Origin of the sequence: Streptomyces mutabilis (assembly GCF_046628145.1) — a bacterium.
GTDB lineage: Bacteria > Actinomycetota > Actinomycetes > Streptomycetales > Streptomycetaceae > Streptomyces > Streptomyces mutabilis.
In genome coordinates this window covers 7,042,811-7,068,662 of sequence record NZ_CP176874.1, presented here as the reverse complement: position 1 = coordinate 7,068,662, position 25,852 = coordinate 7,042,811, and the positions used below count along the sequence as shown (strand labels likewise).

The following is a 25,852-nucleotide window of genomic DNA, read 5'->3' as shown; positions in this document are numbered from 1 at the left end:
CAGGGTCTCGGGCGGGGACTCAGGCGAGGTGGAACACTTCGGTGAGCGGTTTCATCGCCTCGTCGGGGCGGTCGCCGTCGAGGGACTCGAAGAGGGGACCCATCTCGGCCTGCCAGCGGGCGTTGACCTCGGTGGCCTCCATCCCCGCCCGGGCGGCGGCGAAGTCCTCGGTCTCCAGGTAGCCGACGAGCAGGCCGTCGTCGCGCAGGAAGAGCGAGTAGTTGTGCCAGCCGGTGGCCGTCAGTGCCTCGCACATCTCCGGCCACACGGCGGCGTGGCGTTCGCGGTACTCCGCGATCCGGTCCTGACGGACCTTGAGCAGGAAACAGACGCGCTGCATGGAGTACCGCCCTCGTGTCGAAACGTATGTGTCAGAAGTCGTACTGGTCGATGTTCTCGGCGTTGAACACGGTCGGCTTGCCGAGGTCGATCACGCCGTCCTCGCCGATGGTGTACTCGCCCATGGCGCCGGCCTCGAAGGTCTCGCCCTCCTTGCCGGTGATCTGCCCGGAGGCCAGCGCGACGGCGGTGCGCGCGGCGAGTTCGCCGAGCTTGGCGGGGTCCCAGAGCTCGAAGGCCTCGACGGTGCCGTTCTTGACGTACTTGCGCATGTCGTTGGGGGTGCCGAGGCCGGTCAGCTTGACCTTGCCCTTGTACTTGGAGCCGGACAGGTACTGGGCGGCGGCCTTGATGCCGACGGTGGTCGGGGAGATGATCCCCTTCAGGTCCGGGTACTCCTGGAGCAGGCCCTGGGTCTGCTGGAAGGACTTCTGGGCGTCGTCGTCGCCGTAGGCGACCTTGACCAGCTTGATGTCCTTGTACTTGGGGTCCTTGAGCTCGTCCTTCATGATCTCGATCCAGGCGTTCTGGTTCGTCGCGGTCTGCGCGGCGGAGAGGATCGCGATCTCGCCCTTGTTCCCGATCTGCTCGGCGAGCAGCTGCACCTGGGTGCGGCCGAGGTCGTCGGCGGACGCCTGGGAGACGAAGGCGTTGCGGCACTCGGGGTTGGTGTCGGAGTCGTAGGTGACGACCTTGATGCCGTTCTTCATGGCCTGCTTGAGCGCGGTGCACAGGGCGCCGGGGTCCTGCGCGGAGACGGCCATGGCGTCGACCTGCTGCTGGGTGAGGGTGTTGACGTAGGAGACCTGGCCGGCGGTGTCGGTGCCGCTGGAGGGGCCGACCTCCTTGTAGCTGGAGCCGAGTTCCTTCAGGGCCTTCTCGCCGCCCTTGTCGGCGACGGTGAAGTAGGGGTTGTTGACCTGCTTGGGCAGGAAGCCGACGGTCAGGCCCTTCTTGATGGGGGCGTTCGGGTCGGCCTTGCCGGCGGTGGCGGCGGAGGCGTCCTCGTTCTTGACGTCCTCCTTGGTGGTGCCGCCGCAGGCGGTGGCGGCCAGGGCGAGGGAGGTGACTGCGGCGAGGGCCGCGCAGGTGCGGCTCAGGGACTGCTTGCGCATGGCGGATTCCTTACGGGAGCGGGCGGGGCCGGTTACGGGGTCGGCGCGGGCGCCTTGGACGGGGGCGCCGTTGCCGCCCGGCGTCCGGCCCGCGCGACGGAGATCTGCCGTGCGACCCGGGGGCCGAGCACGGAGAGCACGAGCAGGACGCCGGTGACGACGATCTGCGACTGGGCGGAGACGTCCTTCAGGCTCATCACGTTCTGCAGCGCCCCGAGCAGGAACACCCCGGCGATCGCGCCGCCGAGCGTGCCCTTGCCGCCGTCGAAGTCGATGCCGCCGAGCAGTACGGCGGCGACGACGGAGAGTTCGAGGCCGGTGGCGTTGTCGTAGCGGGCGCTGGCGTAGTGCAGGGCCCAGAAGACGCCGGTGAGGGCGGACATCAGGCCGGTGAGGGTGAACAGGATCAGCTTCTGCCGCCTGACCCGGATGCCGGCGAACCGCGCCGCCTCCTCGCCGGCGCCGATGGCGAACAGCGACCGGCCGAACGGCATGGCGTGCAGGGCGATGACGGCGATGGCGAACAGCACGAGGAAGGGCAGGAAGGCGTACGGGACGAAGGTGCCCTCGATGCGTCCGGCCGCGAAGTCCAGGTACTGGGAGGGGAAGTCGGTCACCGCGTCGGAGCCGAGCACGATCTGCGCGATGCCCCGGTAGGCGGCCATGGTGCCGATGGTGACGGCGAGGGAGGGCAGGCCGAGCCGGGTGACGAGCAGCCCGTTGACCAGGCCGCACACGACGCCGAGCAGCAGGCAGATCGGGATGATCGCCTCGATGGCCATGCCCTGGTTCCACAGGGCGCCCATCACGGCGCCGGACAGGCCCGCGGTGGAGGCGACCGACAGGTCGATCTCGCCGGAGACGACGAGCAGGGTCATCGGCAGGGCGATGAGGGCGATCGGCAGGGTGTTGCCGATCAGGAAGGACAGGTTCAGGGCGTTGCCGAAGCCGTCGACGAAGCCGAAGGAGAGCAGCAGGACGACGACGAGGAGCGCGCCCACGGCCCCGTCCCACCTCGAGGAGGCGGACCGGCGGACGGCGCGCATCAGGGAGCGGTCAGCCATGGCGGGCGTTCCTCTTCTTCAGGGCCTTGGCCACGCGCAGCGCGACGATCCGGTCGACGGCGATGGCGAGGATGAGCAGCGTGCCGTTGATGGCCAGCACCCACACGGAGCTGACGCCGAGGGCGGGCAGCACGCTGTTGATCGAGGTGAGCAGGAGTGCGCCGAGGGCGGCGCCGTAGACGCTGCCGGAGCCGCCGGTGAAGACGACGCCGCCGACCACGACCGCGCTGACGACGGTCAGTTCGTAGCCGTTGCCGGTGCCGGAGTCGACGTTGCCGAACCGGGCCAGGTAGAGGGCGCCGGCGAGTCCGGCGAGGGCGCCGCAGAAGGTGTAGGCGGTGAGGACGCGCTTGCGGACCGGGATGCCGGCCAGCCGGGCGGCCTCCGGGTTGGAGCCGAGCGCGTACAGTTCGCGTCCGCTGCCGAAGTGCTTCAGGTAGTACGCGGTGGCGACGAGCACCGCGAGGGCGATCAGCGCCAGCCACGGCACCGCGGAGACGCCTCCGGAGCCGAAGTCGACGAAGCCGCCGGGCAGGTCGGCCGCGGTGATCTGGCGGGAGCCGACCCAGATGGAGTCGATGCCGCGGATGATGTAGAGGGTGCCGAGGGTGACGACCAGGGCGGGCACCTGGCCGAGGCTGACCAGCAGGCCGTTGAGCAGGCCGAAGCCGACGCCCATCAGCACCGCGAGGAGGACGGCCACGGCACTGTTGCCGCCGCCCTGGAGGTAGGTGCCGGCGGCGAAGGCGCTGATGCCGAGGGTGGAGCCGACGGACAGGTCGACGTTGCGGGTGATGACGACCAGGGACTGGCCGGTGGCGACCAGGACGAGGATGGTCGCGTTGAGCAGCAGGTCCTTGATGCCCTGCTCGGACAGGAACTCGCTGTTGCCGGCCTGCGTGACGGCGATCATCACCAGGAAGACCAGGAGGATGGCCAGTTCGCGCATCTTGAAGATGCGGTCGACGAGCCGGGTGGCGCCGGCTTTCGGCACGCCGGTGACGGGGGCCTGGTCGGGTGCGGTGACCGTCATGCGGCGGCCCTCCCGGTGACGTGCGGGGGCGCGGGGGCGTCGGTCATGCGGCGGCCCTCCCCGTGGCTGCGGCCATCACGGTCTCCTCGGTGGCGTCGGTGCGGGCGATCTCCGCGGTCAGCCGGCCCTCGTGCATCACCAGGACGCGGTCGGCCATGCCGAGGACCTCGGGCAGGTCGGAGGAGATCATCAGGACGGCCACGCCGTCGGCGGCCAGCTCGCTCAGCAGCCGGTGCACCTCGGCCTTGGTGCCGACGTCGATACCGCGGGTCGGTTCGTCGACGATCAGCACCTTGGGGCCGGTGGCCAGCCACTTGGCGAGGACGACCTTCTGCTGGTTGCCCCCGGAGAGGGTGGCGACGGCGTCGGCGATGCGGGCGTACTTGACCTGGAGCCTGACGGCCCAGTCGAGGGAGCGGCTGCGCTCGGCGCCCCGGTCCATCAGCCCCGCCTTCACGGTCGTACGGAGCCCGGTGAGGCCGATGTTGCGCTCGATGGACATGTCCATCACCAGGCCCTGGGCGCGCCGGTCCTCGGGGACCAGGGCGAGACCGGCGGCCATGGCGATGGACGGGGCGCCGTTGACGAGGGGCTTGCCGTCGACCTCCACCTCCCCGGCGTCCCAGCGGTCCACGCCGAAGACGGCGCGGGCGACCTCGGTGCGGCCGGCGCCGACCAGTCCGGCGAGGCCGACGATCTCGCCGCGCCGCACCTCGAAGGAGACGTCGGTGAAGACGCCCTCCCGGGTCAGGCGGCGCACGCTGAGGGCGACCTCGCCGGGACTGACCTCCTGCTTGGGGTAGAGCTCGTCCAGGTCGCGGCCGACCATACGGCGGACCAGGTCGTCCTCGGTCATTTCGGCCAGCGGCTCACTGGCGATCCAGGCACCGTCGCGCAGCGTGGTGACCCGCCCGCAGATCTGGAAGATCTCCTCCAGGCGGTGGGAGATGAAGAGCACGGCGGCGCCCTGCTCGCGCAGGGTGCGCACCACGCCGAAGAGGCGGGCGACCTCGCTGCCGGTGAGGGCGGCGGTCGGCTCGTCCATGATCAGGACGCGGGCATCGAAGGAGAGGGCCTTGGCGATCTCCACGATCTGCTGGTCCGCGATGGACAGGCCGCGAGCGGGGCGGTCGGGGTCGAGTTCGACGCCGAGCCGCCGCATCAGTCCGGCCGTGGCGGCGTGGGTCGCCTTGTGGTCGATGCGGCCGAGGGCACGCCGGGGCTGCCGCCCCATGAAGATGTTCTCGGCGATCGACAGGTCGGGGAAGAGGGTCGGCTCCTGGTAGATCACGGCGATACCGGCGTCGCGGGCGTCGCCGGGCCCGTGGAAGACGACCGGCGCACCGTCGAGCAGCACCTGGCCGGCGTCCGGCCGGTGCACTCCGGCGAGCGTCTTGATGAGGGTCGACTTGCCGGCGCCGTTCTCACCGGCGAGGGCGTGCACCTCGCCGGGGAACAGTTCCAGGGAGACGTCCCGCAGGGCGCGGACCGCGCCGAAGGACTTGGAGACGTCCCTGAGCGCCAGAACCGGGGCCGTACCCGTGTCGGACGGGTGGGTCATGGGGGCTCCTCGACGACGCCGGGCGGGACGGCCCTCACGGCGTCGTGAAAGGTTTCAACTGGATTGCCGGGACGTTAGGCAGGCAGGGCATGTCACGTCAATGGGTCCGGGTCGAAAAAGTTTCGATAGCCGAAGGTCACGACCGAGTCACGGAAAGCCGGGATGAGCAGAAGGGTTGACACCCTTTCGGACGGCTCATAGCTTCACGTTCTGAATCGTTTCATACATGGTCGTGCACCGTCGGTCCCGGGACCGGCCGCGACCCGATGTCACAGGAGCGCCGAAGTGACCGAGCTCGCCGCGGTGAAGGCCGCGCTCAAGACCCAGGCAGTCGAGACGCCGTCGTGGGCGTACGGGAACTCCGGCACCCGGTTCAAGGTGTTCGCCCAAGCGGGCGTGCCGCGGGACCCGTTCGAGAAGCTGGACGACGCCGCGAAGGTGCACGAGTTCACCGGCGTGGCCCCGACCGTCGCGCTGCACATTCCGTGGGACAAGGTCGAGGACTACACCGCGCTGGCCGGGCACGCCGAGAAGCGGGGCGTGCGGATCGGCGCGATCAACTCCAACACCTTCCAGGACGACGACTACAAGCTGGGCAGCATCTGCCACCCCGACGCCGCCGTGCGCAGGAAGGCCGTCGGCCACCTGCTGGAGTGCGTCGGCATCATGGACGCCACCGGGTCGCGGGACCTGAAGCTGTGGTTCGCCGACGGGACGAACTATCCGGGACAGGACGACGTGCGCTCCCGGCAGGACCGGCTGGCCGAAGGGCTGGCCGAGGTGTACGAGCGGCTCGGCGAGGGCCAGCGGATGCTGCTGGAGTACAAGCTCTTCGAGCCGGCGTTCTACACGACGGACGTGCCGGACTGGGGCACGGCGTACGCCCACTGCCTGAAGCTGGGCGAGAAGGCGCAGGTCGTCGTCGACACCGGACACCACGCGCCGGGCACGAACATCGAGTTCATCGTGGCGACGCTGCTGCGGGAGGGGAAGCTCGGCGGGTTCGACTTCAACTCGCGGTTCTACGCGGACGACGACCTGATGGTCGGCGCGGCCGACCCGTTCCAGTTGTTCCGGATCATGTACGAGGTGGTGCGCGGGGGCGGGTTCACCTCCGACGTGGCGTTCATGCTGGACCAGTGCCACAACATCGAGGCGAAGATCCCGGCGATCATCCGGTCGGTGATGAACGTGCAGGAGGCGACGGCGAAGGCGTTGCTGGTCGACGCGGAGGCGCTGTCCGCCGCGCAGGCTTCGGGGGACGTGCTCGGCGCCAACGCCGTGTTGATGGACGCGTACGACACGGATGTGCGGCCGCTTCTTCGTGAGGTGCGGCAGGAGATGGGGCTGGACCCCGAGCCCCTCAAGGCGTACGCGGGGTCCGGGTACGGCGAGAAGGTTGTCGCCGAGCGCGTTGGTGGTCAGCAGGCGGGGTGGGGGGCGTGAGCGTCTGCCGGGTTCTGTGATTCGCGGGCTGCGGGCCGGGTGTGGCTGGTCGCGCAGTTCCCCGCGCCCCTTTTCAGGGGCGCTGTCTCCCACCTCGTTGAAAAGGACTGTCAGACATGGGCAACCACCCCTCGGCCGACGCCCTCCTCGCCCGCTCCCACCGGCTCGGCTCCGATCCCCGCAACACCAACTACGCCGGCGGGAACGCCTCCGCCAAAGGAACCGCCACCGACCCCGTGACCGGGGGTGATGTGGAGCTGATGTGGGTCAAGGGGTCCGGCGGTGATCTCGGGACGCTCACCGAGGCGGGGCTCGCGGTGCTGCGGCTGGACCGGATGCGGGCGCTCAAGGACGTCTACCCGGGCGTCGAGCGCGAGGACGAGATGGTCGCAGCGTTCGACTACTGCCTGCACGGCAAGGGCGGCGCCGCGCCCTCGATCGACACGGCGATGCACGGGCTCGTCGAGGCCGCGCACGTCGACCACCTCCACCCGGACTCCGGGATCGCGCTGGCCTGCGCGGCGGACGGCGAGAAGCTGACCGCCGAGTGCTTCGGCGACACCGTGGTGTGGGTGCCCTGGCGGCGGCCCGGGTTCCAGCTGGGGCTGGACATCGCGGCCGTGAAGGAGGCCAACCCGCGGGCGATCGGGTGTGTGCTCGGCGGGCACGGCATCACCGCCTGGGGCGACACCTCCGAGGAGTGCGAGCGCAACTCGCTGCACATCATCCGCACCGCCGAGGCCTTCCTCGCCGAGCGCGGCAAGGCCCAGCCGTTCGGCGCGGTGATCGACGGGTACGAGGCGCTGCCCGAGGCTCAGCGGCGGGAGCGGGCGGCGGCGCTGGCGCCGTTCGTCCGTGGCCTCGCGTCCCAGGACCGGCCGCAGGTGGGGCACTTCACCGACACGGACACGGTGCTGGACTTCCTCGCCCGTGCCGAGCACCCGCGGCTCGCCGCGCTCGGCACCTCCTGCCCCGACCACTTCCTGCGCACCAAGGTGCGGCCGCTGGTGCTCGACCTGCCGCCCACCGCGCCGCTGGACGAGACCGTCGCCCGGCTCAAGGAGCTGCACGCGGCCTACCGCGAGGAGTACGCCGCCTACTACCGGCGGCACGCCGAGCCGGACTCCCCCGCGATGCGCGGTGCCGACCCGGCGATCGTGCTGGTGCCGGGTGTGGGCATGTTCAGCTTCGGCAAGGACAAGCAGACGGCGCGGGTGGCCGGCGAGTTCTACGTCAACGCGATCAACGTGATGCGTGGGGCGGAGGCGGTGTCGACGTACGCGCCGATCGAGGAGTCGGAGAAGTTCCGCATCGAGTACTGGGCGCTGGAGGAGGCCAAGCTGCGGCGGATGCCGAAGCCCAAGGCGCTCGCCACGCGCGTCGCGCTCGTCACGGGTGCGGGCAGCGGGATCGGGAAGGCGATCGCGGGGCGGCTGGTCGCCGAGGGCGCGTGTGTGGTGGTCGCCGACCTGAACGCCGAGAACGCGGCGCGGGTGGCCGAGGAGCTGGGCGGGGCGGACAAGGCCGTCGCGGTGACCGTCGACGTCACGTCCGAGGAGCAGATCGCCGAGGCTTTCCGGGCGGCCGTCCTCGCCTTCGGCGGGGTCGACCTGGTGGTCAACAACGCGGGCATCTCCATCTCCAAGCCGCTGCTGGAGACCTCCGTCAAGGACTGGGACCTCCAGCACGACATCATGGCCCGCGGCTCCTTCCTCGTCTCGCGCGAGGCGGCCCGGGTGATGACGGCTCAGGAGATGGGCGGCGACATCGTCTACATCGCTTCCAAGAACGCCGTGTTCGCCGGTCCGAACAACATCGCCTACTCCGCGACCAAGGCCGACCAGGCCCACCAGGTGCGCCTGCTCGCCGCCGAACTGGGCGAGCACGGCATCCGCGTCAACGGGGTCAACCCGGACGGCGTGGTGCGCGGTTCGGGCATCTTCGCGGGCGGCTGGGGCGCGAAGCGGGCGGCCGTGTACGGGGTGCCGGAGGAGAAGCTGGGCGAGTTCTACGCGCAGCGGACGCTGCTGAAGCGCGAGGTGCTGCCCGAGCACGTCGCGAACGCCGTGTTCGCGCTGACCGGCGGCGACCTGACCCACACCACCGGCCTGCACGTCCCGGTCGACGCCGGCGTCGCCGCCGCGTTCCTGCGATGAGCACTGCCGTGGACGTCAAGACGTACGCCGCGGTCGACCTCGGCGCGTCCAGCGGGCGCGTCATGGTCGGCCGCGTGGACCCGGACCGGCTGGAGCTGACCGAGGCGCACCGTTTCCCCAACCGGCCGGTCCGTACGCCGGAGGGGCTGCGCTGGGACGTCCTGGCGCTGTACGCCGGTGTCCTGGACGGGCTGCGGGCGGCCGGGCCGGTGGACTCCGTCGGCGTGGACAGCTGGGCCGTCGACCACGGCCTGCTGGACGCCGACGGGGCCCTGCTCGGCAACCCCGTGCACTACCGCGACGCCCGCACCGAGGGCGTCGCGGAGAAGGTCTGGGCCACGCTGCCCGCCGGGGAGCTGTACGCGGCGACCGGGCTGCAGTACGCGCCCTTCAACACCCTGTACCAGCTCGTCGCCGCCCGCGGTACGGCCCAGTTCGCCCAGGCGCGTCGGCTGTTGCTGATCCCGGACCTGCTGACGTACTGGCTCACCGGCGAGCAGGGCACGGAGCTGACCAACGCCTCCACCACCCAGCTGATCGATCCGCGCACCCGCGACTGGTCGAGCGACGTCGCGGACCGGCTCGGGATCGACCTCGGCCTGTTCGCGCCGCTGCGGCGGCCCGGCGATCCGGCGGGCGTGCTGCGGCCGGCGGTGCTGGAGGAGACGGGGCTGCCGGGGCCGGTGCCGGTGACGGCGGTCGGTTCGCACGACACGGCGTCCGCGGTGGCCGCCGTGCCGGCCTCGGGCGAGCGGTTCGCGTACATCTGCACCGGGACCTGGTCGCTGGCCGGGCTGGAGCTGACCGCTCCGGTGCTGACGGAGGAGAGCCGCGCCGCCAACTTCACCAACGAACTCGGGCTGGACGGCACCGTCCGGTACCTGCGCAACATCATGGGGCTGTGGCTGCTCCAGGAGTGCGTACGGGCCTGGGGCGAGCCGGATCTGGGGGAGCTGCTGCTCGCGGCGGCCCGGGTGCCGGCGCTGCGGTCGGTGGTGGACGCGGGTGACGCGGCGTTCCTCGCGCCGGGTCGGATGCCGGAGCGGATCGCCGAGGCGTGCCGTGTCTCGGGGCAGCCGGTTCCCGCGTCGCCCGCCGAGGTGACCCGCTGCATCCTGGACTCGCTGGCGCTGGCCCACCGCAGGGCCGTCGAGGACGCGCAGCGGCTCGCCGGGCACCCGGTCGACGTCGTGCACGTGGTCGGCGGCGGCACCCGCAACGCGCTGCTGTGCCAGCTGACCGCCGACGCCTGCGGGCTGCCGGTGGTGGCGGGGCCGACGGAGGCCGCCGCGCTCGGCAACGTCCTGGTGCAGGCCCGCGCCCACGGGCTGGTCGGCGACCTCGCCGGGATGCGCCGGCTGCTGGTGCGCACCCAGTCGCTGACCCGGTACGAGCCGCGCGGCGACACGGCGCGCTGGCGGGCGGCCGAGGCCCGACTCGCCGACCGGTGACCGGGGTCTCCCCCGGCCTCCCCGTGCGGACTACCCTGCGTTTCATCCGATGATCAACAAGTTCCATCGATCACAAGGAGCCGCGATGCGTGTCGCCCTGTTCCTGACCTGCGTCAACGACACGCTCTATCCGGAGACGGGCCGTGCCGTCGTCAAGCTGCTGACCAGACTGGGCGTCGAGGTCGACTTCCCGATGGGCCAGACCTGCTGCGGGCAGGCGCACTACAACACCGGGTACCGGCACGAGGCGGAGCCGCTGGCCCGGCACTTCGCGGAGGTCTTCGGTGAGTACGACGCGATCGTGACGCCGTCGGGCTCGTGCGGGGCGATGGTGCGGGAGCTGTATCCGCGCATGGGCGAGCGGGCGCGGGCGGAGGGGCGCGGGGACACGCTGGCGGCCACGCTGGCGCCGGTGGTGCCGAAGACGTACGAGCTCACGGAGTTCCTGGTGGACGTGCTGGGGGTGACGGACGTGGGGGCGTACTACCCGCACACGGTGACGTACCACCCGACCTGCCACGGGCTGCGGAGCCTCGGTCTCGGTGACCGGCCGCGGCGGCTGCTGGAGGCGGTGAAGGGGCTGGAACTCGTGGAGTTGCCGGGGGCGCAGGAGTGCTGCGGATTCGGCGGCACCTTCGCCGTGAAGAACGCGGACGTGTCGGCGGCGATGGGCGCGGACAAGGTGCGCAACGCCGAGTCGACCGGCGCGGACGTGCTGTGTGCGGCCGACAACTCCTGTCTGATGCACATCGGCGGCACCATGGCGCGGCTGCGCACGGGCATGCGGCCGGTGCACATCGCGGAGATCCTGGCCGGCACGGAGGAGGCGGTGACCGTATGAGCGGCACGTTCGTGGGGATGCCGGCCTTTCCCGAGGCGGCGCGCACGGCGGTGCGCAATCCGACGCTGCGCGGCAATCTGCGCCACGCCACGCACACCATCCGGGACAAACGGGCCCGCGCGGTCGCGGAACTGGACGACTGGGCGGCGCTGCGCGAGGCCGGCAAGCGGATCAAGGACCACACGCTGCGCCACCTCGACCGCTACCTGGTGCAGCTGGAGGAGGCGGTCACGGCGGCCGGCGGGACGGTGCACTGGGCCGCCGACGCCCAGGAGGCCAACGCGATCGTCGCCCGCCTGGTCAAGGAGACCGGGGAGTCCGAGGTCGTCAAGGTCAAGTCGATGGCGACGCAGGAGACCGGTCTCAACGAGGCCCTGGAGGCGGAGGGCATCCGCGCCTACGAGACGGATCTCGCCGAACTGATCGTGCAGTTGGGCAAGGACCGGCCCTCGCACATCCTGGTCCCGGCCATCCACCGCAACCGGGGCGAGATCCGGGACATCTTCCGCGCCGAGATGAGCGAGTGGGGCCGCCCGGCTCCGGAGGGCCTGACCGACACACCGGCCGAACTCGCGGAGGCGGCGCGGCTGCACCTGCGGGAGAAGTTCCTGCGGGCCAAGGTCGGCGTCTCCGGCGCCAACTTCATGGTCGCCGAGACCGGCACCCTCGTGGTGGTGGAGTCCGAGGGCAACGGCCGGATGTGCCTGACCCTGCCCGAGACGCTGATCTCGGTCGTCGGCATCGAGAAGATCGTGCCGAAGTGGCAGGACCTGGAGGTGTTCCTCCAGACCCTCCCCCGCTCCTCGACGGCCGAGCGCATGAACCCGTACACGTCCATGTGGACCGGCACCACCGACGAGGACGGTCCGCGCACCTTCCACCTGGTGCTGCTGGACAACGGCCGTACCGACACCCTCGCCGACGAGGTCGGCCGCCAGGCGCTGCGCTGCATCCGCTGCTCGGCCTGCCTGAACGTCTGCCCGGTGTACGAGCGGGCCGGCGGCCACGCCTACGGCTCGGTGTACCCGGGTCCGATCGGCGCGATCCTCAGCCCGCAACTGCGGGGCACCGGCAGCGAGATCGACGCCTCCCTGCCGTACGCGTCCTCGCTGTGCGGAGCCTGCTACGAGGTGTGCCCCGTCGCCATCGACATCCCCGAGGTGCTGGTGCACCTGCGGGAGCGGGTGGTGCAGGGCGGGCCTGCCGTCCGGCAGGGCAACAGGGTGGTGCTGAAACCGGCCAGGGGACATGCCGCCGAGCGGGCGGCGATGCGGGCGGCGCAGTGGGTGTTCACGCACCCGGGCGCGCTGCGCACCGGCCAGCGGCTGGCTTCGCGGACCCGGCGACTCCATCCCCGTACGCTTCCCGGACCGGGCCGGGCGTGGAGCGGCAGCCGGGATCTTCCCGAGGTTCCCCCGGAGCCGTTCCGCGACTGGTGGCAGCGCACGCGCGGCGGTAAGGACGGAGCGAAGTGAGCAGCAGGGAACGCATCCTGGGCCGGGTGCGGCGCGCACTCGCGGACGTGCCGGCCGACGAGGCTCCGCTCGCCCGGGACTATCTGCGCGAGCACGGGCGGCGGAGTACCGAGGAGACGGTCGAGCTGCTCGCCGAGAACCTGGCGGACTACCGGGCGATCGTGCACCGGTGCACGGACGGGCAGTTGCCCGAGCTGCTGACGCGGCTCCTGGCGGCGCACGGCTCGGGGAGCGTGGTGGTCCCGCCGGAGCTGCCCGCGTACTGGCTCGAGGCGGTCGACGCGACCCGGGTCCACGACCGCGCGGTGAACACCCCGCAGGAACTGGACCGGGTCGACAGCGTGGTCACGGGCTGCGCCGTCGCCGTGGCCGAGACGGGGACGATCGTCCTGGACGGCTCCCCCGACCAGGGCCGCCGCCGCATCACCCTCGTGCCGGACCACCACGTCTGCGTCGTACGGGTGCCGGACCAGGTGGTCTCCTCCGTCCCCCAGGCCCTCGAACGGCTCGACCCGACGCGCCCGTTGACCTGGATCTCCGGCCCGTCGGCGACCAGTGACATCGAGCTGGACCGGGTCGAGGGCGTGCACGGTCCGCGCACCCTGGAGGTGGTGCTGGTGGAGGGGTGAGGGTGTCACTGGGTACACCTCCCGATACGGGTCCTGCGCCCAGTGTGCCCGAGGTCCGCGCTCCGTAGCGTCGTCGGCGAGGCACCGCACAGGGCGTGCCGTACGGAAGGTGATGACGATGTTCCGCACCGGCGCACGAGGCGACCACGACCCGGGCCCCGCCCGCGAGGCGCTCCGCCTCGTCAAGGTCACCAGGACCTACGGCACCGCCGAGAACGCCGTGACCGCGCTGGACGGGGTGACGCTGAGCCTGGGGCGCGGCACGTTCACCGCGGTGATGGGGCCGTCGGGCTCGGGCAAGTCCACGCTGTTGCAGTGCGCGGCGGGGCTCGACCGGCCGGACAGCGGGGTCGTGTGCGTGGACGGCAAGGAGCTGACGGGGGGCGGCGAGGCGGAGCTGACCAGGTTCCGGCGCGGCCGGGTCGGGTTCGTGTTCCAGCAGTACAACCTCTTGGAGACGCTGACGGTCGCGGAGAACACGGTGCTGCCGCTCAAGCTCGCCGGGCGCCGCGTCGACCGGAAGCGGGCGCGGGAGATCCTGACCACCGTCGGCCTCGGGGACCGGCTCGGTCACCGTCCCGACCAGCTCTCCGGCGGCCAGCGGCAGCGGGTGGCGATCGCCCGTGCCCTGGTCACCGAGCCCCGGGTGATCTTCGCGGACGAGCCGACGGGCGCGCTGGACACGCGCAGCGCGCGGCAGGTGATGCTGCTGTTGCGGGAGGCGGTGCGGGTGCACGGGCGGACCGTGGTGATGGTGACGCACGATCCGGTCGCCGCCTCGTACGCCGACTCGGTCGTCTTCCTCGCCGACGGGCGGCTCGCGGGGCGGATGGACGCCCCGACGCCGGACGCGGTCGCGGAGCGGCTGGCGCATCTCGGCGACGACGTGCCGGCGGGGGTGTGAGCGATGCTGGTACTGGCCCTGCGGTCGATCCGGCGGCGCCCGGGACGGTTCCTCGCCACGCTGCTGTCCGCCTTCCTGGGCGCGGCGATCATCATGACGTTCAACTCGATGCACGACACGGCCGGGCAGGGCGGGGTGGACCCGGTCAGCTCGGAGACGCTGGGCACGGCGGCGGGGGTGGTGGGCGGCTACGGGACGCTGCTGGTGTTCTTCGCGGTGGCCTCGACGCTGACGGTGAACGTGCGCCAGCGCACCGCCGAGCTGGAGCTGCTGCGCTGCTCCGGCGCGACCCCGGCGCAGATCAAGCGGATGGTGGTGGGTGAGGCGGTGGCCGTGGCCCTGGTGGGCGCGGCGCTGGCGATCGGCCCGGCGATGCTCGGTGGGCGTGCGCTGCTGGAGATGTTCCAGGACAGTGGCCAGGTGGCGGGGTCCGTGGAGTACTCCTTCGGGCCCGTCGCGCTGCTGAGCGGCGTGGACATCACTCTGCTGGCGTCGGCGGGCGCCGCGTTCCTGGCGGTGCGGCGGGTGACGCGGGGCGGCCGGGACCGGACCGGCGTCAAGCGGTTCCTGGCCTGTGCCGCGCTGGTCACGGGGGCCGTCGGCGCCGGCGCCACCTTCCTGTTCTCCGCGACCGACGAGGCGCTGATGGCACCGCCGGCCTACGGGGCGATCCTGCTGTCGGTGGGCTTCGCGCTGCTGTCCCCGCGGCTGCTGAAGGGCGTGCTCGACCGGCTGCCGCTGAACGGCGCGAGCGGCTGGCTGGCCGTGCGCAACCTGCGGGAGCGGGCGGATCACCTCGCCGGGATCCTGGTGTCGCTGATCCTTTTCACGGCGGTGTCGACGGCGACGGTCACCATGCAGGCGGTGGAGAGCGACACGGTGAAGGCGTCCGGCCTGGTCAAGTCGGTCGACGCCAAGAACCTGGAGACGCTGAACCTGACGGTGGTCGGCATCATCGCGGTGTTCGTCTGCGTGATGCTGGTCAACTCGCTGTACGCGGCGACGACGTACCGCTCCCGGGAGTTCGGGCAGCAGCGGCTGGCGGGTGCGGTCCCGGGGCAGGTGCTGGGCGTGGTCGGCGCCGAGGGCGTGGTCCTGACGCTCACCGGGGTGTTCTTCGGCTCGGTGGCCGCGCTCGCCGGGGTCGTGCCGTTCACGGTCGTGCGGACCGACGCGGTGCTGCCGGAGCAGTTCCTCCCGGTGTGGCTCGCGATGGTCGCGGTGTCGGCGGCGGTGACGCTGGGGACGAGCCTGGGGACGGCCCGGCGGGTGCTGCGCGCACCGGCGGTGGGGGCGGTGACCCTGGCCGCCTGAGCGATCGGGGGAAGGAGAGGAGGGGCGACCGGGGCGACGGTCGCCCCTCCTCGTCGTACGACTTGTCGTACCGCTCCTAGTCGGCCTTGGCGTACTCCTTCGCCATGGCGCCCGCGAAGTCGTACACGACGCACTGCGCGTCCCCGACGACCCAGGCGTCGTGGCCGGGCGAGCAGACGAAGACGTCGCCCGGGCCCACCTCGCTCTCGGCGCCGTCGTCCATGCGGACGCACATCCGCCCCTCCACCACGTAGCAGTTGTGGTGGATCATGCAGCTGTCGGTGCCCGCGATGGGCGCCACGGACTCCGACCAGCGCCAGCCCGGCTCGAAGGTCGCGACGGCGAAGTCGAGCCCTTCCATGTGCACGGCCTCGATGTGCCCGCGCGGGAAATCGCGCCGCTCGTCCGGCTTGTCGAGCGTCTTTGCCTCGAACATGACGCTCCTCCTTTCCCTGGCCCCACCACCCCATCGTCCGCCTGTCAACTCGGCGCCGCCATCCGGGGACATCGCCCGGACGGCGGCGCCGGGTCGACAGCCCCGTAGCACCCGATCACACTTGTACCAATGCATTAGTCAAAGCAGGGAAAGGTCGACGTGGTCGAGTACCGGATCGACCGGCGGAGCGGCGTACCCGCGTACGTGCAGATCGTGCGGCAGACCGAACAGGCGCTCCGGATGGGCGTGCTGCGGGCCGGGGACAGGCTCCCGACGGCCAAGGAGGTCGTCGCCGCCACCGCCGTCAACCCCAACACCGTGTTCCGGGCCTATCGGGACCTGGAGCAGGCCGGTCTGGTGCGGTCGCGGCGGGGGCTCGGCACCTTCGTGACGCGGTCGCTGGCGCGGCCCGGCGCGGAGGACGACTCGCCCCTGCGCGCGGACCTCGCCGACTGGGTCGCACGGGCCCGCTCGGCCGGACTGGAGCGGGACGACGTGGTCGCCCTGGTCACGGCGGCGCTGGACGCGTACGAGACCCACGGTCACGAGCGACACGAGCACGAGCCGCACGCGCAGGACCCGGGTGCCCCGGGGCGGAGACAGGAGGACGACGCATGACCGGTTCCGACTGTCGCTCCGCCGCCGGACCTGACACCCTGTCCGGCACCCTCCTGTCCGCCCCCAGCCCCTCAAGGGAGGCCGATCCGTCATGCCCGAGGACGCCAAGTCCCCGAAGAAGCTGCGCAGCAACCGTGCCGCGCTCGCCCACAAGGTCGGGTACGCGCTGCGCCACCCCGATCGCGTCGGCCCCTACGTCCGCCGCGCCGGCCGCGACACCTGGCTGCGGCTCAGGCACCCGGACCACGTCGGCTACTACCGGGCGGTGATGAGCTCCGACGCCCGCCGGAGCCCCGAGGCGGCGGTCGGCAGCCGGACGCACGACCGCTGGCTGGCGCTCGGACAGATGCAGTTCGACTACCTGATCGAGCACGGGCTGCGCCCGGAGCACCGCATGCTCGACATCGGCTGCGGCAACCTGCGCGGCGGACGGCACTTCATCGACCACCTCGACACCGGCCACTACTACGGCATCGACATCTCGCCGGACATACTGATCGCCGCGAAGAGGACACTGACCGAGCACGGTCTCCAGGCCAAGCTGCCCCACCTGACCCTCACCGGGGACCTCAGGCTGGACTTCCTGCCCGACGGCCACTTCGACGTCGTCCACGCGCACAGCGTCTTCTCTCACTCGCCGCTGAGCGTCATCGACGAATGCCTCGCGCACGTCGGCCGCGTCCTGACCGACACCGGATTCTTCGACTTCACCTTCGACCGCACCGAGGGCACGGAGCACCAGGTGCTCCGCGAGGACTTCTACTACCGCACCGACACGCTGCTCACGCTGGCCGCCCAGCACAATCTGCACGCACGGTTCATGGAGGACTGGGAGAAGCGGCCGCACGGACAGTCCAAGATCCGCGTCAGCCGCTCACCGCTGACGTCGTGACCCCGAGCCCGAGACCCTGGGCGGTGCCATGAGGACGCCGTCTAGGGCCTCGGGTCGATGTGCCGCCGCCGCGGCCGGTCACCCGCTCGCCCGCGGCCGGCCGCCGCCGCGCAGCGCGGGCAGACCCGGCGGACGGCGTCGGCCGCGCCGCCGGACTCCGGAAGGACGTCGGTCCAGTCGACGCCCGGGAACCTCAAGAGCTGCGAGCGGTGCAGGGACAGGCCGCACACGGTCTCGTTCATGCCCCGCTCCCACGCGTGCACCTCACCGGCCGGCAGCCGGCGGTTGTCCTCCTCGTCCCACCAGCGACCGGAGGCCGCCACCCCGTAGCGCTTGGTCCTGGCCATCGGCTCCGCCCACCGCCTTCCTCTCCGTACACCCCAGTCGCCCCCTCGCCGCCCGTCCCGAGTGCCCAGGGGGCCGGGCGTCCACACGCGCGTACGTCCTCCTGTGTGATCACTCCGCAAGCCCTGCCGGTTTCGGGCGTTTTGTCTGCTTAGCATGCGGGGTCCGCGCATCCCGGGCAGGACGCCCGCCCCGTACGAGAGGACACCAGATGGCGCCCACGGGCCGTCACCGCCGACTGGCCGAGCACGCCTTCTCCCCGCACGACGCCGTGATGGGCGCCGCCGCACGGCACCTTGCCCGCCGGCGTTTCCTCACCGTCACCGCGGCCGCCGCGGCACTCGCCTTCTCCACCAACATCCCGGCCCGCGGCGCGGTGGCCGCACCCGAGCGCACCGCCCGGATCACCAAGGACCCGTTCACCCTCGGCGTCGCCTCCGGCGATCCGCTGCCGGACTCGGTGCTGCTGTGGACGCGGCTCGCGCCCGAGCCGTTCCTGGAGGACGGCGGGATGGGCACGGAACGCGTCACGGTCGAGTGGGAGGTGGCCGTCGACGAGTACTTCGCGGCCGTCCTGTTCCGGGGCACCGCCGACGCCCACGCCGAGTACAACCACAGCGTGCACGTCGACGTGAAGGGCCTGACACCGGGCACGGTGTACTACTACCGCTTCCGGACCGGCGCCTGGATCAGCCCCACGGGCCGCACCCGCACCGCGCCGCCCGCCGACGACGAGACGGCCTCGCTGAAACTGGGCGCCGTCGCCTGCCAGGCCTACCAGGACGGCTACTACACCGTGCTGCGCCACCTGGCCCAGGACGACGTCGACGTGGTCTTCCACCTCGGCGACTACCTCTACGAGTACGCGGTGAACTCGGCGGGCGGCGAGCGCCGCTACACGGACATCGTGCTGCCCGACGTCTTCAACCGCGAGACCATGACCCTCGCGGACTACCGGCTGCGCTACTCGCTGTACAAGAGCGACGAGGACCTCAAGGCGGCCCACGCCGCGCACCCCTTCGTGGTCGCCTGGGACGACCACGAGACCGAGAACAACTACGCCGACGACATCCCGGAGAACGCCGTCCCGCCGGAGGAGTTCCTGCTGCGGCGGGCGGCCGCCTACCGCGCGTACTGGGAGAACCAGCCACTGCGCGCCGCCCAGTTGCCCCAGGGACCGGACGCCCGGCTGTACCGCAGGCTGCACTGGGGCACGCTCGCCCAGTTCGACATCCTCGACACCCGGCAGTACCGCTCCGACCAGGCCTACGACGACCGGCCGCACCCGCCCGGGCCCGAGTCGGACGACCCGGCGCGCACCATGACCGGCGCCGCACAGGAGCAGTGGCTGCTCGACGGCTGGCTGAGTTCGACCGCGCTGTGGAACGTGATGCCCCAGCAGGTGTGCTTCTCGCAGCGCAAGTTCGACGTGACCGCCGACGCCCCGCTCTCGATGGACGCCTGGGACGGTTACCGCGCCTCGCGCGCCCGGGTGGTCGCCGGGGCGCAGGCCACCGGGGTGGAGAACTGGCTGATCCTCACCGGTGACGTGCACGTGGGCTACGCCCTCGACGTCAAGGAGGACTTCGACGACCCTGAGTCCGCCACCGTCGGCACCGAGGTCACCTGCACCTCGGTGGCCAGCGGCCGGGACGGCGTGGAGCAGCCCGCCAACTGGGACCTGTACATGCGGGCCAACCCGCACATGAAGTTCTACAACGGCAAGCGCGGATACGTCCGCGTCGGACTCGACCGCGAGGCGGCGCGCCTGGACTTCAGGACGGTCTCCGCCGTCACCACGCCCGGCGCCCCCGTCACCACGGCCGCGTCCTTCGTCACCGAGGCGGGCAACCCGGGACTGACCCCCGCCTGAGACCGGCCCGTCCCGCTCCCCGCGTACTGCACTTGGCACCCACCGCGTCCCCCATCGCGCGAAAGACGCCCGGTCCGCACATGGCCGCGGAGCGTTCCGGCAAGGACTGTGACTTCGCCGCACGCACCGTGACCCACGGTCACCCACCGACACCCGCTGTCTCGCACAGCCCTCGAAGGAGGCACATCGCATGGTCGGCAGACATGCCGCGCGCAGCCGCCGCGCCGCCCTCACGGCGCTCGGCGCCCTGGTCCTGACCGCACTCCCCGCCGCCGCGTCGGCCGCCCCGCCGCCCGCTCCGGGACCGGTCTCCGCCGCCCGGACGCCCGGCGCGGAGAAGCCCCCGGCGCAGGTGCTGCGCGCCCTGCAACGGGACCTGAAGCTGACGCCGGACCAGGCGTCGGCCAGGCTGGTCAACGAGGCGGAGGCCGGCACCCGCGCGGGCATGCTGCGCAACACGCTGGGCGACCGCTTCGCCGGGGCCTGGGTGAGCGGCGCGACCTCCGCCCGACTGACCGTCGCCACCACCGACGCCGCGGACACGGCCGCCATCGAGGCCCAGGGCGCCGAGGCGGCGGTAGTCGAGAAGGGGCTGGCGGAGCTCCGCTCGGTCAAGGAGAAGCTGGACGCGGCCGCCGTCCGCACCGAGATGCGCGAGACGCCCGTCTGGTACGTCGACGTCAGGACCAACCGGGTCATGGTCCAGGCCACCAGCGGGTCGGCCGCGGCGGACCTCGTCGAGAGGGCCGGGCTGGAGGGCCGGGACGTCGGCGTCCGGATCTCCGCCGAGCGTCCGCGGGTCCTGAAGGACCTCGTCGGCGGCGACGCCTACTACATCAACGGTCAGGCCCGCTGTTCCATCGGCTTCTCCGTCACCAAGGACCAGCAGCAGGGCTTCGCCACGGCCGGCCACTGCGGCGAACCCGGCGCGACGACCACTGGGTCCGACGAGACCGAGCAGGGCACCTTCCAGGCGTCCACCTTCCCCGGCAAGGACATGGCCTGGGTCGGCGTCAACGCCGACTGGACCGCCACCCCGGACGTCTACGGCGAGGGCGGCCGGAAGGTGCAGGTCGCCGGCTCGGTGGAGGCGCTCGTGGGCGCGTCCGTCTGCCGCTCCGGCTCCACCACGGGATGGCACTGCGGCACGGTCCAGCAGCACGACACGAGTGTCAGCTACCCGGAGGGCACCGTCGACGGGCTGACCGAGACCACGGTGTGCGCCGAACCCGGCGACTCCGGCGGCCCCTTCGTCGCGGGGACCCAGGCGCAGGGCACGACGTCCGGCGGCTCCGGTGACTGCACGAACGGCGGGACCACCTTCTACCAGCCGATCAATCCGCTGCTCAGCGACTTCGGCCTCACTCTGAAGACCACCTCCGCCGCGGCCGGCACGCCCGCGCCGCAGGACAACGCGGCGGCGGACGCGTGGGCCGCGGGCCGGGTCTACGAGGTCGGGGCCACGGTGTCCCACGCGGGGCTGCGCTACCGGTGCCTGCAGAACCACCAGGCGCAGGGTGTCTGGTCGCCCGAGGTCACGCCGGCCCTGTGGCAGCGTGTCTGACCGACGGTGAGCCGTCGTGAGGCGTCGGCGCGGGGCCGTGCGGGATGCGGCGCCGCGCCTTCGTCATTGCTCGGCCAGGAGCGCGTAGGCGGTGGCGACGAACGGGTCCCGGGCGCGGAACCGCCGGGTGCAGACCGCGGCCAGGGCCGTGCCGGTGTCGGGCCGGAAGCCGAGGAACGCCTGCTGGCCGATGGTGGCACCGCTGTGGAAGTACATCGGCCCGCCGTCGGTGGGGTGCCGGAACCACGTCACGGTGTGCACGTGCCGGTGTCCCAGCCCGCGGCGGAGCACCGGCACGCGCACCGACCGCAGCGCGGCGGCGGCCGGTGAGCGGGCGGGGTCGAGGTGCGCTTCGAGGAACGTGAGCAGGTCGTGCGGGGTGGAGCGGACGGCGCCGGCCGCCTGGAAGCCGCCCGCGTCGAAGGGCGGGACCGGGGTCCGGCCGTCCTTGCGGTGGCCGGTGGCGTCGGTCTTCCCGTCCTCCGCGCGCAGGGCGGTGCCGCTCAGGCCGAGGGGGCGCAGGACCTGCCCGGTGATCAGGTCCTCCCAGGCCGTGCCGGTGGCGGCGGCGACGGCGTGTCCGAGGACGGAGACGCCGTAGTTGGAGTAGTGCCAGCGGGTCCCGGGGCGGTGCCTGGACCCGTGGCGCAGGAAGGCGGCGGTCACTCGCTCGGCCGGGTAGCGGGCGTAGGGGTTGGTGCGCCAGGCGGGCAGGGCGCGGGGGACGAAGTCGGCGGGCAGGGCCGGGAGTCCCGCGGTGTGGGTGATGAGGTGGGCGAGGGTCACGGGGTGCGGGTCGGCCGGGCGGCCCGGGTCCAGGCAGCCGGCGGCGGGTTCGGCGCCGGTGAGCACGCCGCGCCGGATCAGCACGGTCAGCAGCAGTCCGGTGAGGGTCTTGGAGGCCGATCCGATCTCGTAGCGGAGGTCTTCCCGGGGGACGGCGGGCGGCGGAGCGGTGCCGCCGCTGTGCAGGGTGCGCCGGCCGTACCGGGAGACGGCGAAGACGGCGTCGGGTGCGTCTGAGGCGTCGACGGCCTCGGCGAGCCGGTCCCGCAGGGCCGCCTCGTCGTCCGGCCCCGGCACGGGGGGCGGCGCGAGGGGTTCGTCTTCGGGATCGCCCGGCCAGGGCGCGGGACGGACCGTCATGACGCGGTGTGCGCCAGCTCGCTGAGGGCGCGGGAGGTGGCCAGCGCGGAGGCGAAGGCGGCGACCAGCGTCGGGTGGTAGATCATGTCGAACACCGTGTCGGGGTCGCCCTCGGGCATCGTCCGTACGGCGGGCATGGCGCCGTCGGGCTGCTGCGCTGCGGCGAAAGCCTGCCACGCGGGTTCGTCGAGGGTGGGCCGGGGCAGGCAGGCGTCCACGACGAGGAGTTCGCCGAGCAGGTCCCAGCGCTCCAGGTCCAGCCAGTCGTCGATCCACACCGGGAGCCAGGTGGCGAGGTAGTCGGCGATCGGGTCCGGCAGTCCGTCGGGCCGCTCGCCCCAGTCGGTGAGGTGGAAGACGGTGTGGGTGATGTCGTAGGCGGTGTGGCCCTCGACCGTCCACGGTTCGGGGGTGCCGGCCAGCCAGGTGTTGCCCACCAGGTCCGCCTCGGGCGGCCGGGCGGGCAGGCCGAAGCGGCGCTGGAAGGCGGACAGGCCCAGGCGCCGGGTGGCGTCCAGCGGGAAGCGTACCCAGCTGTCCAGCCGGTGGTTGAGCACGGTCGCCCGCTCGATCTCGGGCTGGCTGTAGCCCAGCTCCTTGAAGGGCAGGTACACCTCGAAGGGCACGGGTGAGAACGGTTCGATGCGCTGCCCGCGCACCAGCATGCGGCCGCCGTCCAGGGTGTCCCGCCAGACGTGGTCGAGCAGTTGGCGGGCCAGTCGTGCCTGCCGGGAGCCGGCGACGTCCTCCCGGAAGAGCACCTTGCAGATCAGGGCGAGTTCACCGATCGGCTTGAAGCGCTCCAGGAAGCCGATCTCGGGGTCCACGTCGGGCTCCAGTCGGAAGCCGTCGCGGTGGGCCCAGAGCCATTCCAGGGCGTCGACTCCGACGCGGTGGATCAGTCGGGTGTCCGTCATCCGGGCACTCCTTGTCCGGCGTGCTCGGCTTCTCTCGGCCGTGCCGTGGTGAGGGCCGCGGCGAACACGGCCATCAGGGTGGAGTGGTAGCAGTCGGTGAAGGCGTAGGGGTCGTCCTGCCCCGGTGGGGCGGCGTCCTGGGCGGAGCCCTCCTCGGGGATCGCGCCGCAGGCGTGCTGTGCCGCCGCGACGCGCTGCCAGGCGTCCTCCAGGACGGCAGGCTCGGGCGGGCTCGGCAGGCTCGCCGCCACCGCCAGGAGCTCGCAGCTCAGGTCCCACATGCGGGCCTCGAGGCAGGTGTCCAGCCAGGGCGGCAGCCAGTGCCGCAGGTAGTCCGCCAGGTCCGGTGGCACGCCCTGGGGCGTGCGCCCCCACTCGGTGAGGTGGAAGACGACGTGGGTCAACGCGTATCCGGCCGCGCGTTCGAAGGTCCACGGCTCGGGCAGGCCGCCCAGCCAGGTGCGGTCCAGCGCCTGCGGCACCTTGCCGTGCGGGCGCAGGCCGCTGCGCCGCTCGGCCTCGATGACGCCGAGCCGCCGGGTGGGGTACTGCTCGGTGAGCCGCCAGCCGCGGGTGCGGGCCACCACGGCGGCGGACGCCTCGTAGCCGGGGTGACGGTAGCCGGCCGAGGCGAAGGCCGCGTACACCTCCAGCGGGTAGGTGGCGAAGGGTTCCAGCGACTGCATGAGCGGGAACATCTCGCCCTTGTGCGTCTGCTGCCAGGCGAAGTCCAGCAGTTCGGTCACCCGGGCGTGCAGCGGGTCGGACCGCGGGGTGCCGACGGAGACGGACGCGCACACCTGGGCCAGTTCGCCCAGTGGCTTCCAGGTGTGATTGACCTGGCCGTCAGCCGCCAGCGCGTCCTCGCCGAGTGCGAAGCGGTCACGATGGGCGCACACCCAGTCCAGGGCGGCCTCCTCGACCAGCCGGGCGCTCACAGGAGCACCCCGGCCGGCATCAGGCGGGCCGCCTCCAGCTGGAGTGCCACCCGGGGGTCGCTGCCGCCCATGAGCCGCACGAAGTCCAGGCCGGCTTCGAGACCGAGGGTGGCGGGCACCCCCTCCAGGAGGGTGAGCCAGCGTCCGGCTCCGGCCGCCTGCTGCCAGTCACGGCGGCGTACCGCCCGTACGAAGCCGCGGGCGACGTCCACCGGCCGGCGCCGGGCGGCGCGCATCACCGCGCATTCCTCGCCGGGCAGCGCGAGCGGGGCGAGGACGGCGAGCTGGTGGGTCAGGTACTGCCAGCCGGCGTCGTCGAGCCAGCGGGCGTCGGGTTCCGTGCCCGCGTCGTCGGCGAGCGGGCCGGTCGGGGGTCGTCCCAGCCGGCGCAGGGCCCGGGTCATCGCCCAATGGCTCCATACGACGGTGGGGGCCGCGTCGTCGCGCGGCGGGTGGGCCGCCACGGCGTCCTGGAACACGGCGAGTTGATCGGGGGCGGGCTCAAGTCTCAGCAGGGTGGCGGGCAGCAGCAGGTCGGCGCCCAGGACGCGTACCGCCGCACGCGCGACGCCATCGCCCGCGCTCACTCCCGCAAGGGTGCCCCCCGCTCGCACGTGGTCTCCGCTCCGAAGAGCGGAGACCACGTCGGAAGCGAGGTCCAGCACCGTTCCCTGAAGAAGGGCTGACGTGCTCGACTGCTCCATCTCACTGCTCCCGTCGGTCCGTCAACCCTTCTTGGGGCGCGGGGTCGGCGGGGAAAGCAGCAGCTTGGTGGCTCCGGACTGCAGGGCGAGCGCGGCGCACTCGCGGCTGTCCCGGAAGACTCCGTCGGGCTCGACGGGGTCGAGTACTGCTTCGATGTCGATGTTCTCGGTGCGGACTTCCTCGAGCACCTTGTCCTTGGAAGGCATTTCACCATCTCCCTCTGGTAGCCAATGGCCTTCACACCACAGGTGTCCGGCGAGCCACAAAACATGCCTCTCTTCTCAAAATTCACAGGAGGTAACTTTTTCAACAAATCGGACATCTGTGGTGACGTTCGCCGCTCCAGCGCCTAGGGGCGGGCGCGGGCGGGCTCACACCCGGCGCAGGCGCCACACGTGGTCCTCGCGGAAGCCCTCCACACCCTCGGGCGAGACGCTCGGCCGGCGGACGGTCTCCTTGGTCTCGATCATCCACTCGCCGTCCGGCAGGGCGAGCTCGGCGAGGACCCCGTCCAGGGTGGGGAAGACGGCGTCGAACGGCGGCTCCGTCTGCCAGGAGGGCCAGCCGGCGTGCAGGACGAGCAGCAGGGTGCCGCCGTCCGCCACGGCCCGCGCGGCGTCGCGCAGCACCGCCCGCTGGTCGAGTTCGACCGGGGACTGCAGGAACTGTGCGCTCACCAGGTCGAAGGAACCCTCGGGGAACGACCGGCCCAGCTCGTGGCGTTCCCAGACGACACGGTCGCCGACCCCGGCGTCCGCGGCGTGTCCGGCGGCGCGTTCGAGTGCGGTGCCGGAGATGTCCACGCCGGTGACCCGCCAGCCGCGCGAGGCCAGCCACACGGCGTCCGCCCCCTCGCCGCAGCCCAGGTCCAACGCCGTACCCGGAGCGAGGTCGCTCGCCTCACGGACCAGCAGATCGTTGGGGCGGCCGCTCCAGACGCGGTCGGTGTCGCGGTACCGGGCTTCCCAGAACTCCGCCGCGGGAGCCGTCGCGGGGGTGTCGGTCATGATGCCTCCTGGGGCGGACGGGCCGTCTGCTCGGCCGGGCGCACGACGGTCGCGCGCCGTACGTGCAGGCTGCCCCCGCGAGA

General features: G+C 72.2%; 25 protein-coding genes. 12 read left to right on the top strand and 13 right to left on the bottom strand.

Features of this window, described 5'->3' with window-relative positions; genetic code table 11:
- Positions 1-19: 19 nt before the first annotated feature.
- From ACLIN4_RS31640 to ACLIN4_RS31620, 5 genes are read right to left on the bottom strand one after another with little or no spacing between them, the layout of a single operon-like run.
- Positions 20-340, bottom strand: a complete 321-nt coding sequence (locus ACLIN4_RS31640; RefSeq protein ID WP_100045777.1) for an L-rhamnose mutarotase — start codon at positions 338-340, stop codon at positions 20-22.
- A gap of 31 nt (positions 341-371) precedes the next feature.
- On the bottom strand, positions 372-1,454 hold the full coding sequence (gene rhaS, locus ACLIN4_RS31635; RefSeq protein ID WP_100045776.1) for a rhamnose ABC transporter substrate-binding protein: 1,083 nt from the start codon (positions 1,452-1,454) through the stop codon (positions 372-374).
- 32 nt (positions 1,455-1,486) lie between these two features.
- Positions 1,487-2,518 carry an ABC transporter permease gene (locus tag ACLIN4_RS31630; RefSeq protein ID WP_290011958.1) on the bottom strand — a complete coding sequence of 344 codons (1,032 nt, stop codon included), beginning with the start codon at positions 2,516-2,518 and terminating at the stop codon, positions 1,487-1,489.
- Positions 2,511-3,551 (bottom strand): ABC transporter permease, encoded by a 1,041-nt coding sequence (locus ACLIN4_RS31625; protein ID WP_100045774.1) that lies wholly within the window; start codon positions 3,549-3,551, stop codon positions 2,511-2,513. The genes ACLIN4_RS31630 and ACLIN4_RS31625 overlap by 8 nt, the downstream gene beginning before the upstream one ends.
- Positions 3,552-3,594: 43 nt before the next feature.
- The gene (locus tag ACLIN4_RS31620) at positions 3,595-5,112 is read right to left on the bottom strand and encodes a sugar ABC transporter ATP-binding protein (protein ID WP_107477494.1); all 1,518 of its coding nucleotides are present in this window, start codon (positions 5,110-5,112) and stop codon (positions 3,595-3,597) included.
- A 285-nt stretch (positions 5,113-5,397) separates the two neighbouring features.
- Between ACLIN4_RS31620 and rhaI the strand changes: the two genes are divergently transcribed.
- From rhaI to ACLIN4_RS31580, 8 genes are all read left to right on the top strand, one after another.
- Entirely contained in the window at positions 5,398-6,558 is a 1,161-nt protein-coding gene (gene rhaI, locus ACLIN4_RS31615) for an L-rhamnose isomerase (RefSeq protein WP_411576472.1), read from the top strand.
- 116 nt (positions 6,559-6,674) lie between these two features.
- Positions 6,675-8,714 (top strand): bifunctional aldolase/short-chain dehydrogenase, encoded by a 2,040-nt coding sequence (locus tag ACLIN4_RS31610; protein WP_411576471.1) that lies wholly within the window; start codon positions 6,675-6,677, stop codon positions 8,712-8,714.
- The gene (locus tag ACLIN4_RS31605; RefSeq protein WP_290011956.1) at positions 8,711-10,165 is read left to right on the top strand and encodes a rhamnulokinase; all 1,455 of its coding nucleotides are present in this window, start codon (positions 8,711-8,713) and stop codon (positions 10,163-10,165) included. The genes ACLIN4_RS31610 and ACLIN4_RS31605 overlap by 4 nt, the downstream gene beginning before the upstream one ends.
- An 85-nt stretch (positions 10,166-10,250) precedes the next feature.
- Positions 10,251-11,006, top strand: coding sequence for a (Fe-S)-binding protein (locus ACLIN4_RS31600; RefSeq protein WP_411576470.1), 756 nt, complete (start codon positions 10,251-10,253; stop codon positions 11,004-11,006).
- Positions 11,003-12,481: a lactate utilization protein B gene (locus tag ACLIN4_RS31595; RefSeq protein WP_411576469.1), complete on the top strand. Its 1,479-nt coding sequence runs from the start codon at positions 11,003-11,005 to the stop codon at positions 12,479-12,481. The genes ACLIN4_RS31600 and ACLIN4_RS31595 overlap by 4 nt, the downstream gene beginning before the upstream one ends.
- The gene (locus tag ACLIN4_RS31590; protein WP_107477497.1) at positions 12,478-13,110 is read left to right on the top strand and encodes a LutC/YkgG family protein; all 633 of its coding nucleotides are present in this window, start codon (positions 12,478-12,480) and stop codon (positions 13,108-13,110) included. The genes ACLIN4_RS31595 and ACLIN4_RS31590 overlap by 4 nt, the downstream gene beginning before the upstream one ends.
- Before the next feature lie 118 nt (positions 13,111-13,228).
- Entirely contained in the window at positions 13,229-14,014 is a 786-nt protein-coding gene (locus ACLIN4_RS31585) for an ABC transporter ATP-binding protein (protein WP_179342404.1), read from the top strand.
- A 3-nt stretch (positions 14,015-14,017) separates the two neighbouring features.
- Positions 14,018-15,328 (top strand): ABC transporter permease, encoded by a 1,311-nt coding sequence (locus ACLIN4_RS31580; RefSeq protein ID WP_290011954.1) that lies wholly within the window; start codon positions 14,018-14,020, stop codon positions 15,326-15,328.
- 76 nt (positions 15,329-15,404) lie between these two features.
- Here the strand turns inward: ACLIN4_RS31580 and ACLIN4_RS31575 are convergent, their stop codons facing one another.
- Positions 15,405-15,764: a cupin domain-containing protein gene (locus ACLIN4_RS31575; protein WP_100045764.1), complete on the bottom strand. Its 360-nt coding sequence runs from the start codon at positions 15,762-15,764 to the stop codon at positions 15,405-15,407.
- Between the two features lie 159 nt (positions 15,765-15,923).
- Here ACLIN4_RS31575 and ACLIN4_RS31570 point away from each other — a divergent pair, with 159 nt between their 5' ends.
- Positions 15,924-16,382 carry a GntR family transcriptional regulator gene (locus ACLIN4_RS31570; RefSeq protein ID WP_107477499.1) on the top strand — a complete coding sequence of 153 codons (459 nt, stop codon included), beginning with the start codon at positions 15,924-15,926 and terminating at the stop codon, positions 16,380-16,382.
- 91 nt (positions 16,383-16,473) lie between these two features.
- Positions 16,474-17,274, top strand: coding sequence for a class I SAM-dependent methyltransferase (locus ACLIN4_RS31565; protein WP_289909160.1), 801 nt, complete (start codon positions 16,474-16,476; stop codon positions 17,272-17,274).
- Positions 17,275-17,315: 41 nt separating this feature from the next.
- Here the strand turns inward: ACLIN4_RS31565 and ACLIN4_RS31560 are convergent, their stop codons facing one another.
- Positions 17,316-17,621: a hypothetical protein gene (locus ACLIN4_RS31560; protein WP_107477501.1), complete on the bottom strand. Its 306-nt coding sequence runs from the start codon at positions 17,619-17,621 to the stop codon at positions 17,316-17,318.
- Between the two features lie 209 nt (positions 17,622-17,830).
- Between ACLIN4_RS31560 and ACLIN4_RS31555 the strand changes: the two genes are divergently transcribed.
- Positions 17,831-19,492 (top strand): alkaline phosphatase D family protein, encoded by a 1,662-nt coding sequence (locus tag ACLIN4_RS31555; RefSeq protein WP_411576468.1) that lies wholly within the window; start codon positions 17,831-17,833, stop codon positions 19,490-19,492.
- 190 nt (positions 19,493-19,682) lie between these two features.
- Entirely contained in the window at positions 19,683-21,056 is a 1,374-nt protein-coding gene (locus tag ACLIN4_RS31550; RefSeq protein WP_411576467.1) for an alpha-lytic protease prodomain-containing protein, read from the top strand.
- Positions 21,057-21,119: 63 nt separating this feature from the next.
- Here ACLIN4_RS31550 and ACLIN4_RS31545 read toward each other — a convergent pair whose 3' ends face one another.
- The 6 genes from ACLIN4_RS31545 to ACLIN4_RS31520 form a co-directional block, all read right to left on the bottom strand.
- Positions 21,120-22,202, bottom strand: coding sequence for a serine hydrolase domain-containing protein (locus ACLIN4_RS31545; RefSeq protein WP_411576466.1), 1,083 nt, complete (start codon positions 22,200-22,202; stop codon positions 21,120-21,122).
- Positions 22,199-23,119 (bottom strand): DUF6895 family protein, encoded by a 921-nt coding sequence (locus tag ACLIN4_RS31540; protein ID WP_107477505.1) that lies wholly within the window; start codon positions 23,117-23,119, stop codon positions 22,199-22,201. The genes ACLIN4_RS31545 and ACLIN4_RS31540 overlap by 4 nt, the downstream gene beginning before the upstream one ends.
- Positions 23,116-24,057, bottom strand: a complete 942-nt coding sequence (locus tag ACLIN4_RS31535) for a DUF6895 family protein (RefSeq protein WP_107477506.1) — start codon at positions 24,055-24,057, stop codon at positions 23,116-23,118. Before ACLIN4_RS31535 ends, ACLIN4_RS31540 begins: the two co-directional genes overlap by 4 nt.
- Positions 24,054-24,761: a hypothetical protein gene (locus tag ACLIN4_RS31530; protein ID WP_107477507.1), complete on the bottom strand. Its 708-nt coding sequence runs from the start codon at positions 24,759-24,761 to the stop codon at positions 24,054-24,056. The genes ACLIN4_RS31535 and ACLIN4_RS31530 overlap by 4 nt, the downstream gene beginning before the upstream one ends.
- Before the next feature lie 21 nt (positions 24,762-24,782).
- Positions 24,783-24,968 (bottom strand): hypothetical protein, encoded by a 186-nt coding sequence (locus ACLIN4_RS31525; RefSeq protein WP_100049010.1) that lies wholly within the window; start codon positions 24,966-24,968, stop codon positions 24,783-24,785.
- Positions 24,969-25,133: 165 nt separating this feature from the next.
- On the bottom strand, positions 25,134-25,769 hold the full coding sequence (locus ACLIN4_RS31520) for a class I SAM-dependent methyltransferase (protein ID WP_107477508.1): 636 nt from the start codon (positions 25,767-25,769) through the stop codon (positions 25,134-25,136).
- Positions 25,770-25,852 lie beyond the last annotated feature (83 nt).

Coding starts and splice junctions, on each gene's coding strand:
- ACLIN4_RS31640 (WP_100045777.1), bottom strand. CDS start 340: ATGCAGCGCGTCTGTTTCCTGCTCAAGGTCCGTCAGGACCGGATCGCG.
- rhaS (WP_100045776.1), bottom strand. CDS start 1,454: ATGCGCAAGCAGTCCCTGAGCCGCACCTGCGCGGCCCTCGCCGCAGTC.
- ACLIN4_RS31630 (WP_290011958.1), bottom strand. CDS start 2,518: ATGGCTGACCGCTCCCTGATGCGCGCCGTCCGCCGGTCCGCCTCCTCG.
- ACLIN4_RS31625 (WP_100045774.1), bottom strand. CDS start 3,551: ATGACGGTCACCGCACCCGACCAGGCCCCCGTCACCGGCGTGCCGAAA.
- ACLIN4_RS31620 (WP_107477494.1), bottom strand. CDS start 5,112: ATGACCCACCCGTCCGACACGGGTACGGCCCCGGTTCTGGCGCTCAGG.
- ACLIN4_RS31610 (WP_411576471.1), top strand. CDS start 6,675: ATGGGCAACCACCCCTCGGCCGACGCCCTCCTCGCCCGCTCCCACCGG.
- ACLIN4_RS31605 (WP_290011956.1), top strand. CDS start 8,711: ATGAGCACTGCCGTGGACGTCAAGACGTACGCCGCGGTCGACCTCGGC.
- ACLIN4_RS31600 (WP_411576470.1), top strand. CDS start 10,251: ATGCGTGTCGCCCTGTTCCTGACCTGCGTCAACGACACGCTCTATCCG.
- ACLIN4_RS31595 (WP_411576469.1), top strand. CDS start 11,003: ATGAGCGGCACGTTCGTGGGGATGCCGGCCTTTCCCGAGGCGGCGCGC.
- ACLIN4_RS31585 (WP_179342404.1), top strand. CDS start 13,229: ATGTTCCGCACCGGCGCACGAGGCGACCACGACCCGGGCCCCGCCCGC.
- ACLIN4_RS31580 (WP_290011954.1), top strand. CDS start 14,018: ATGCTGGTACTGGCCCTGCGGTCGATCCGGCGGCGCCCGGGACGGTTC.
- ACLIN4_RS31575 (WP_100045764.1), bottom strand. CDS start 15,764: ATGTTCGAGGCAAAGACGCTCGACAAGCCGGACGAGCGGCGCGATTTC.
- ACLIN4_RS31565 (WP_289909160.1), top strand. CDS start 16,474: ATGCCCGAGGACGCCAAGTCCCCGAAGAAGCTGCGCAGCAACCGTGCC.
- ACLIN4_RS31560 (WP_107477501.1), bottom strand. CDS start 17,621: ATGGCCAGGACCAAGCGCTACGGGGTGGCGGCCTCCGGTCGCTGGTGG.
- ACLIN4_RS31555 (WP_411576468.1), top strand. CDS start 17,831: ATGGCGCCCACGGGCCGTCACCGCCGACTGGCCGAGCACGCCTTCTCC.
- ACLIN4_RS31550 (WP_411576467.1), top strand. CDS start 19,683: ATGGTCGGCAGACATGCCGCGCGCAGCCGCCGCGCCGCCCTCACGGCG.
- ACLIN4_RS31545 (WP_411576466.1), bottom strand. CDS start 22,202: ATGACGGTCCGTCCCGCGCCCTGGCCGGGCGATCCCGAAGACGAACCC.
- ACLIN4_RS31540 (WP_107477505.1), bottom strand. CDS start 23,119: ATGACGGACACCCGACTGATCCACCGCGTCGGAGTCGACGCCCTGGAA.
- ACLIN4_RS31530 (WP_107477507.1), bottom strand. CDS start 24,761: ATGGAGCAGTCGAGCACGTCAGCCCTTCTTCAGGGAACGGTGCTGGAC.
- ACLIN4_RS31525 (WP_100049010.1), bottom strand. CDS start 24,968: ATGCCTTCCAAGGACAAGGTGCTCGAGGAAGTCCGCACCGAGAACATC.
- ACLIN4_RS31520 (WP_107477508.1), bottom strand. CDS start 25,769: ATGACCGACACCCCCGCGACGGCTCCCGCGGCGGAGTTCTGGGAAGCC.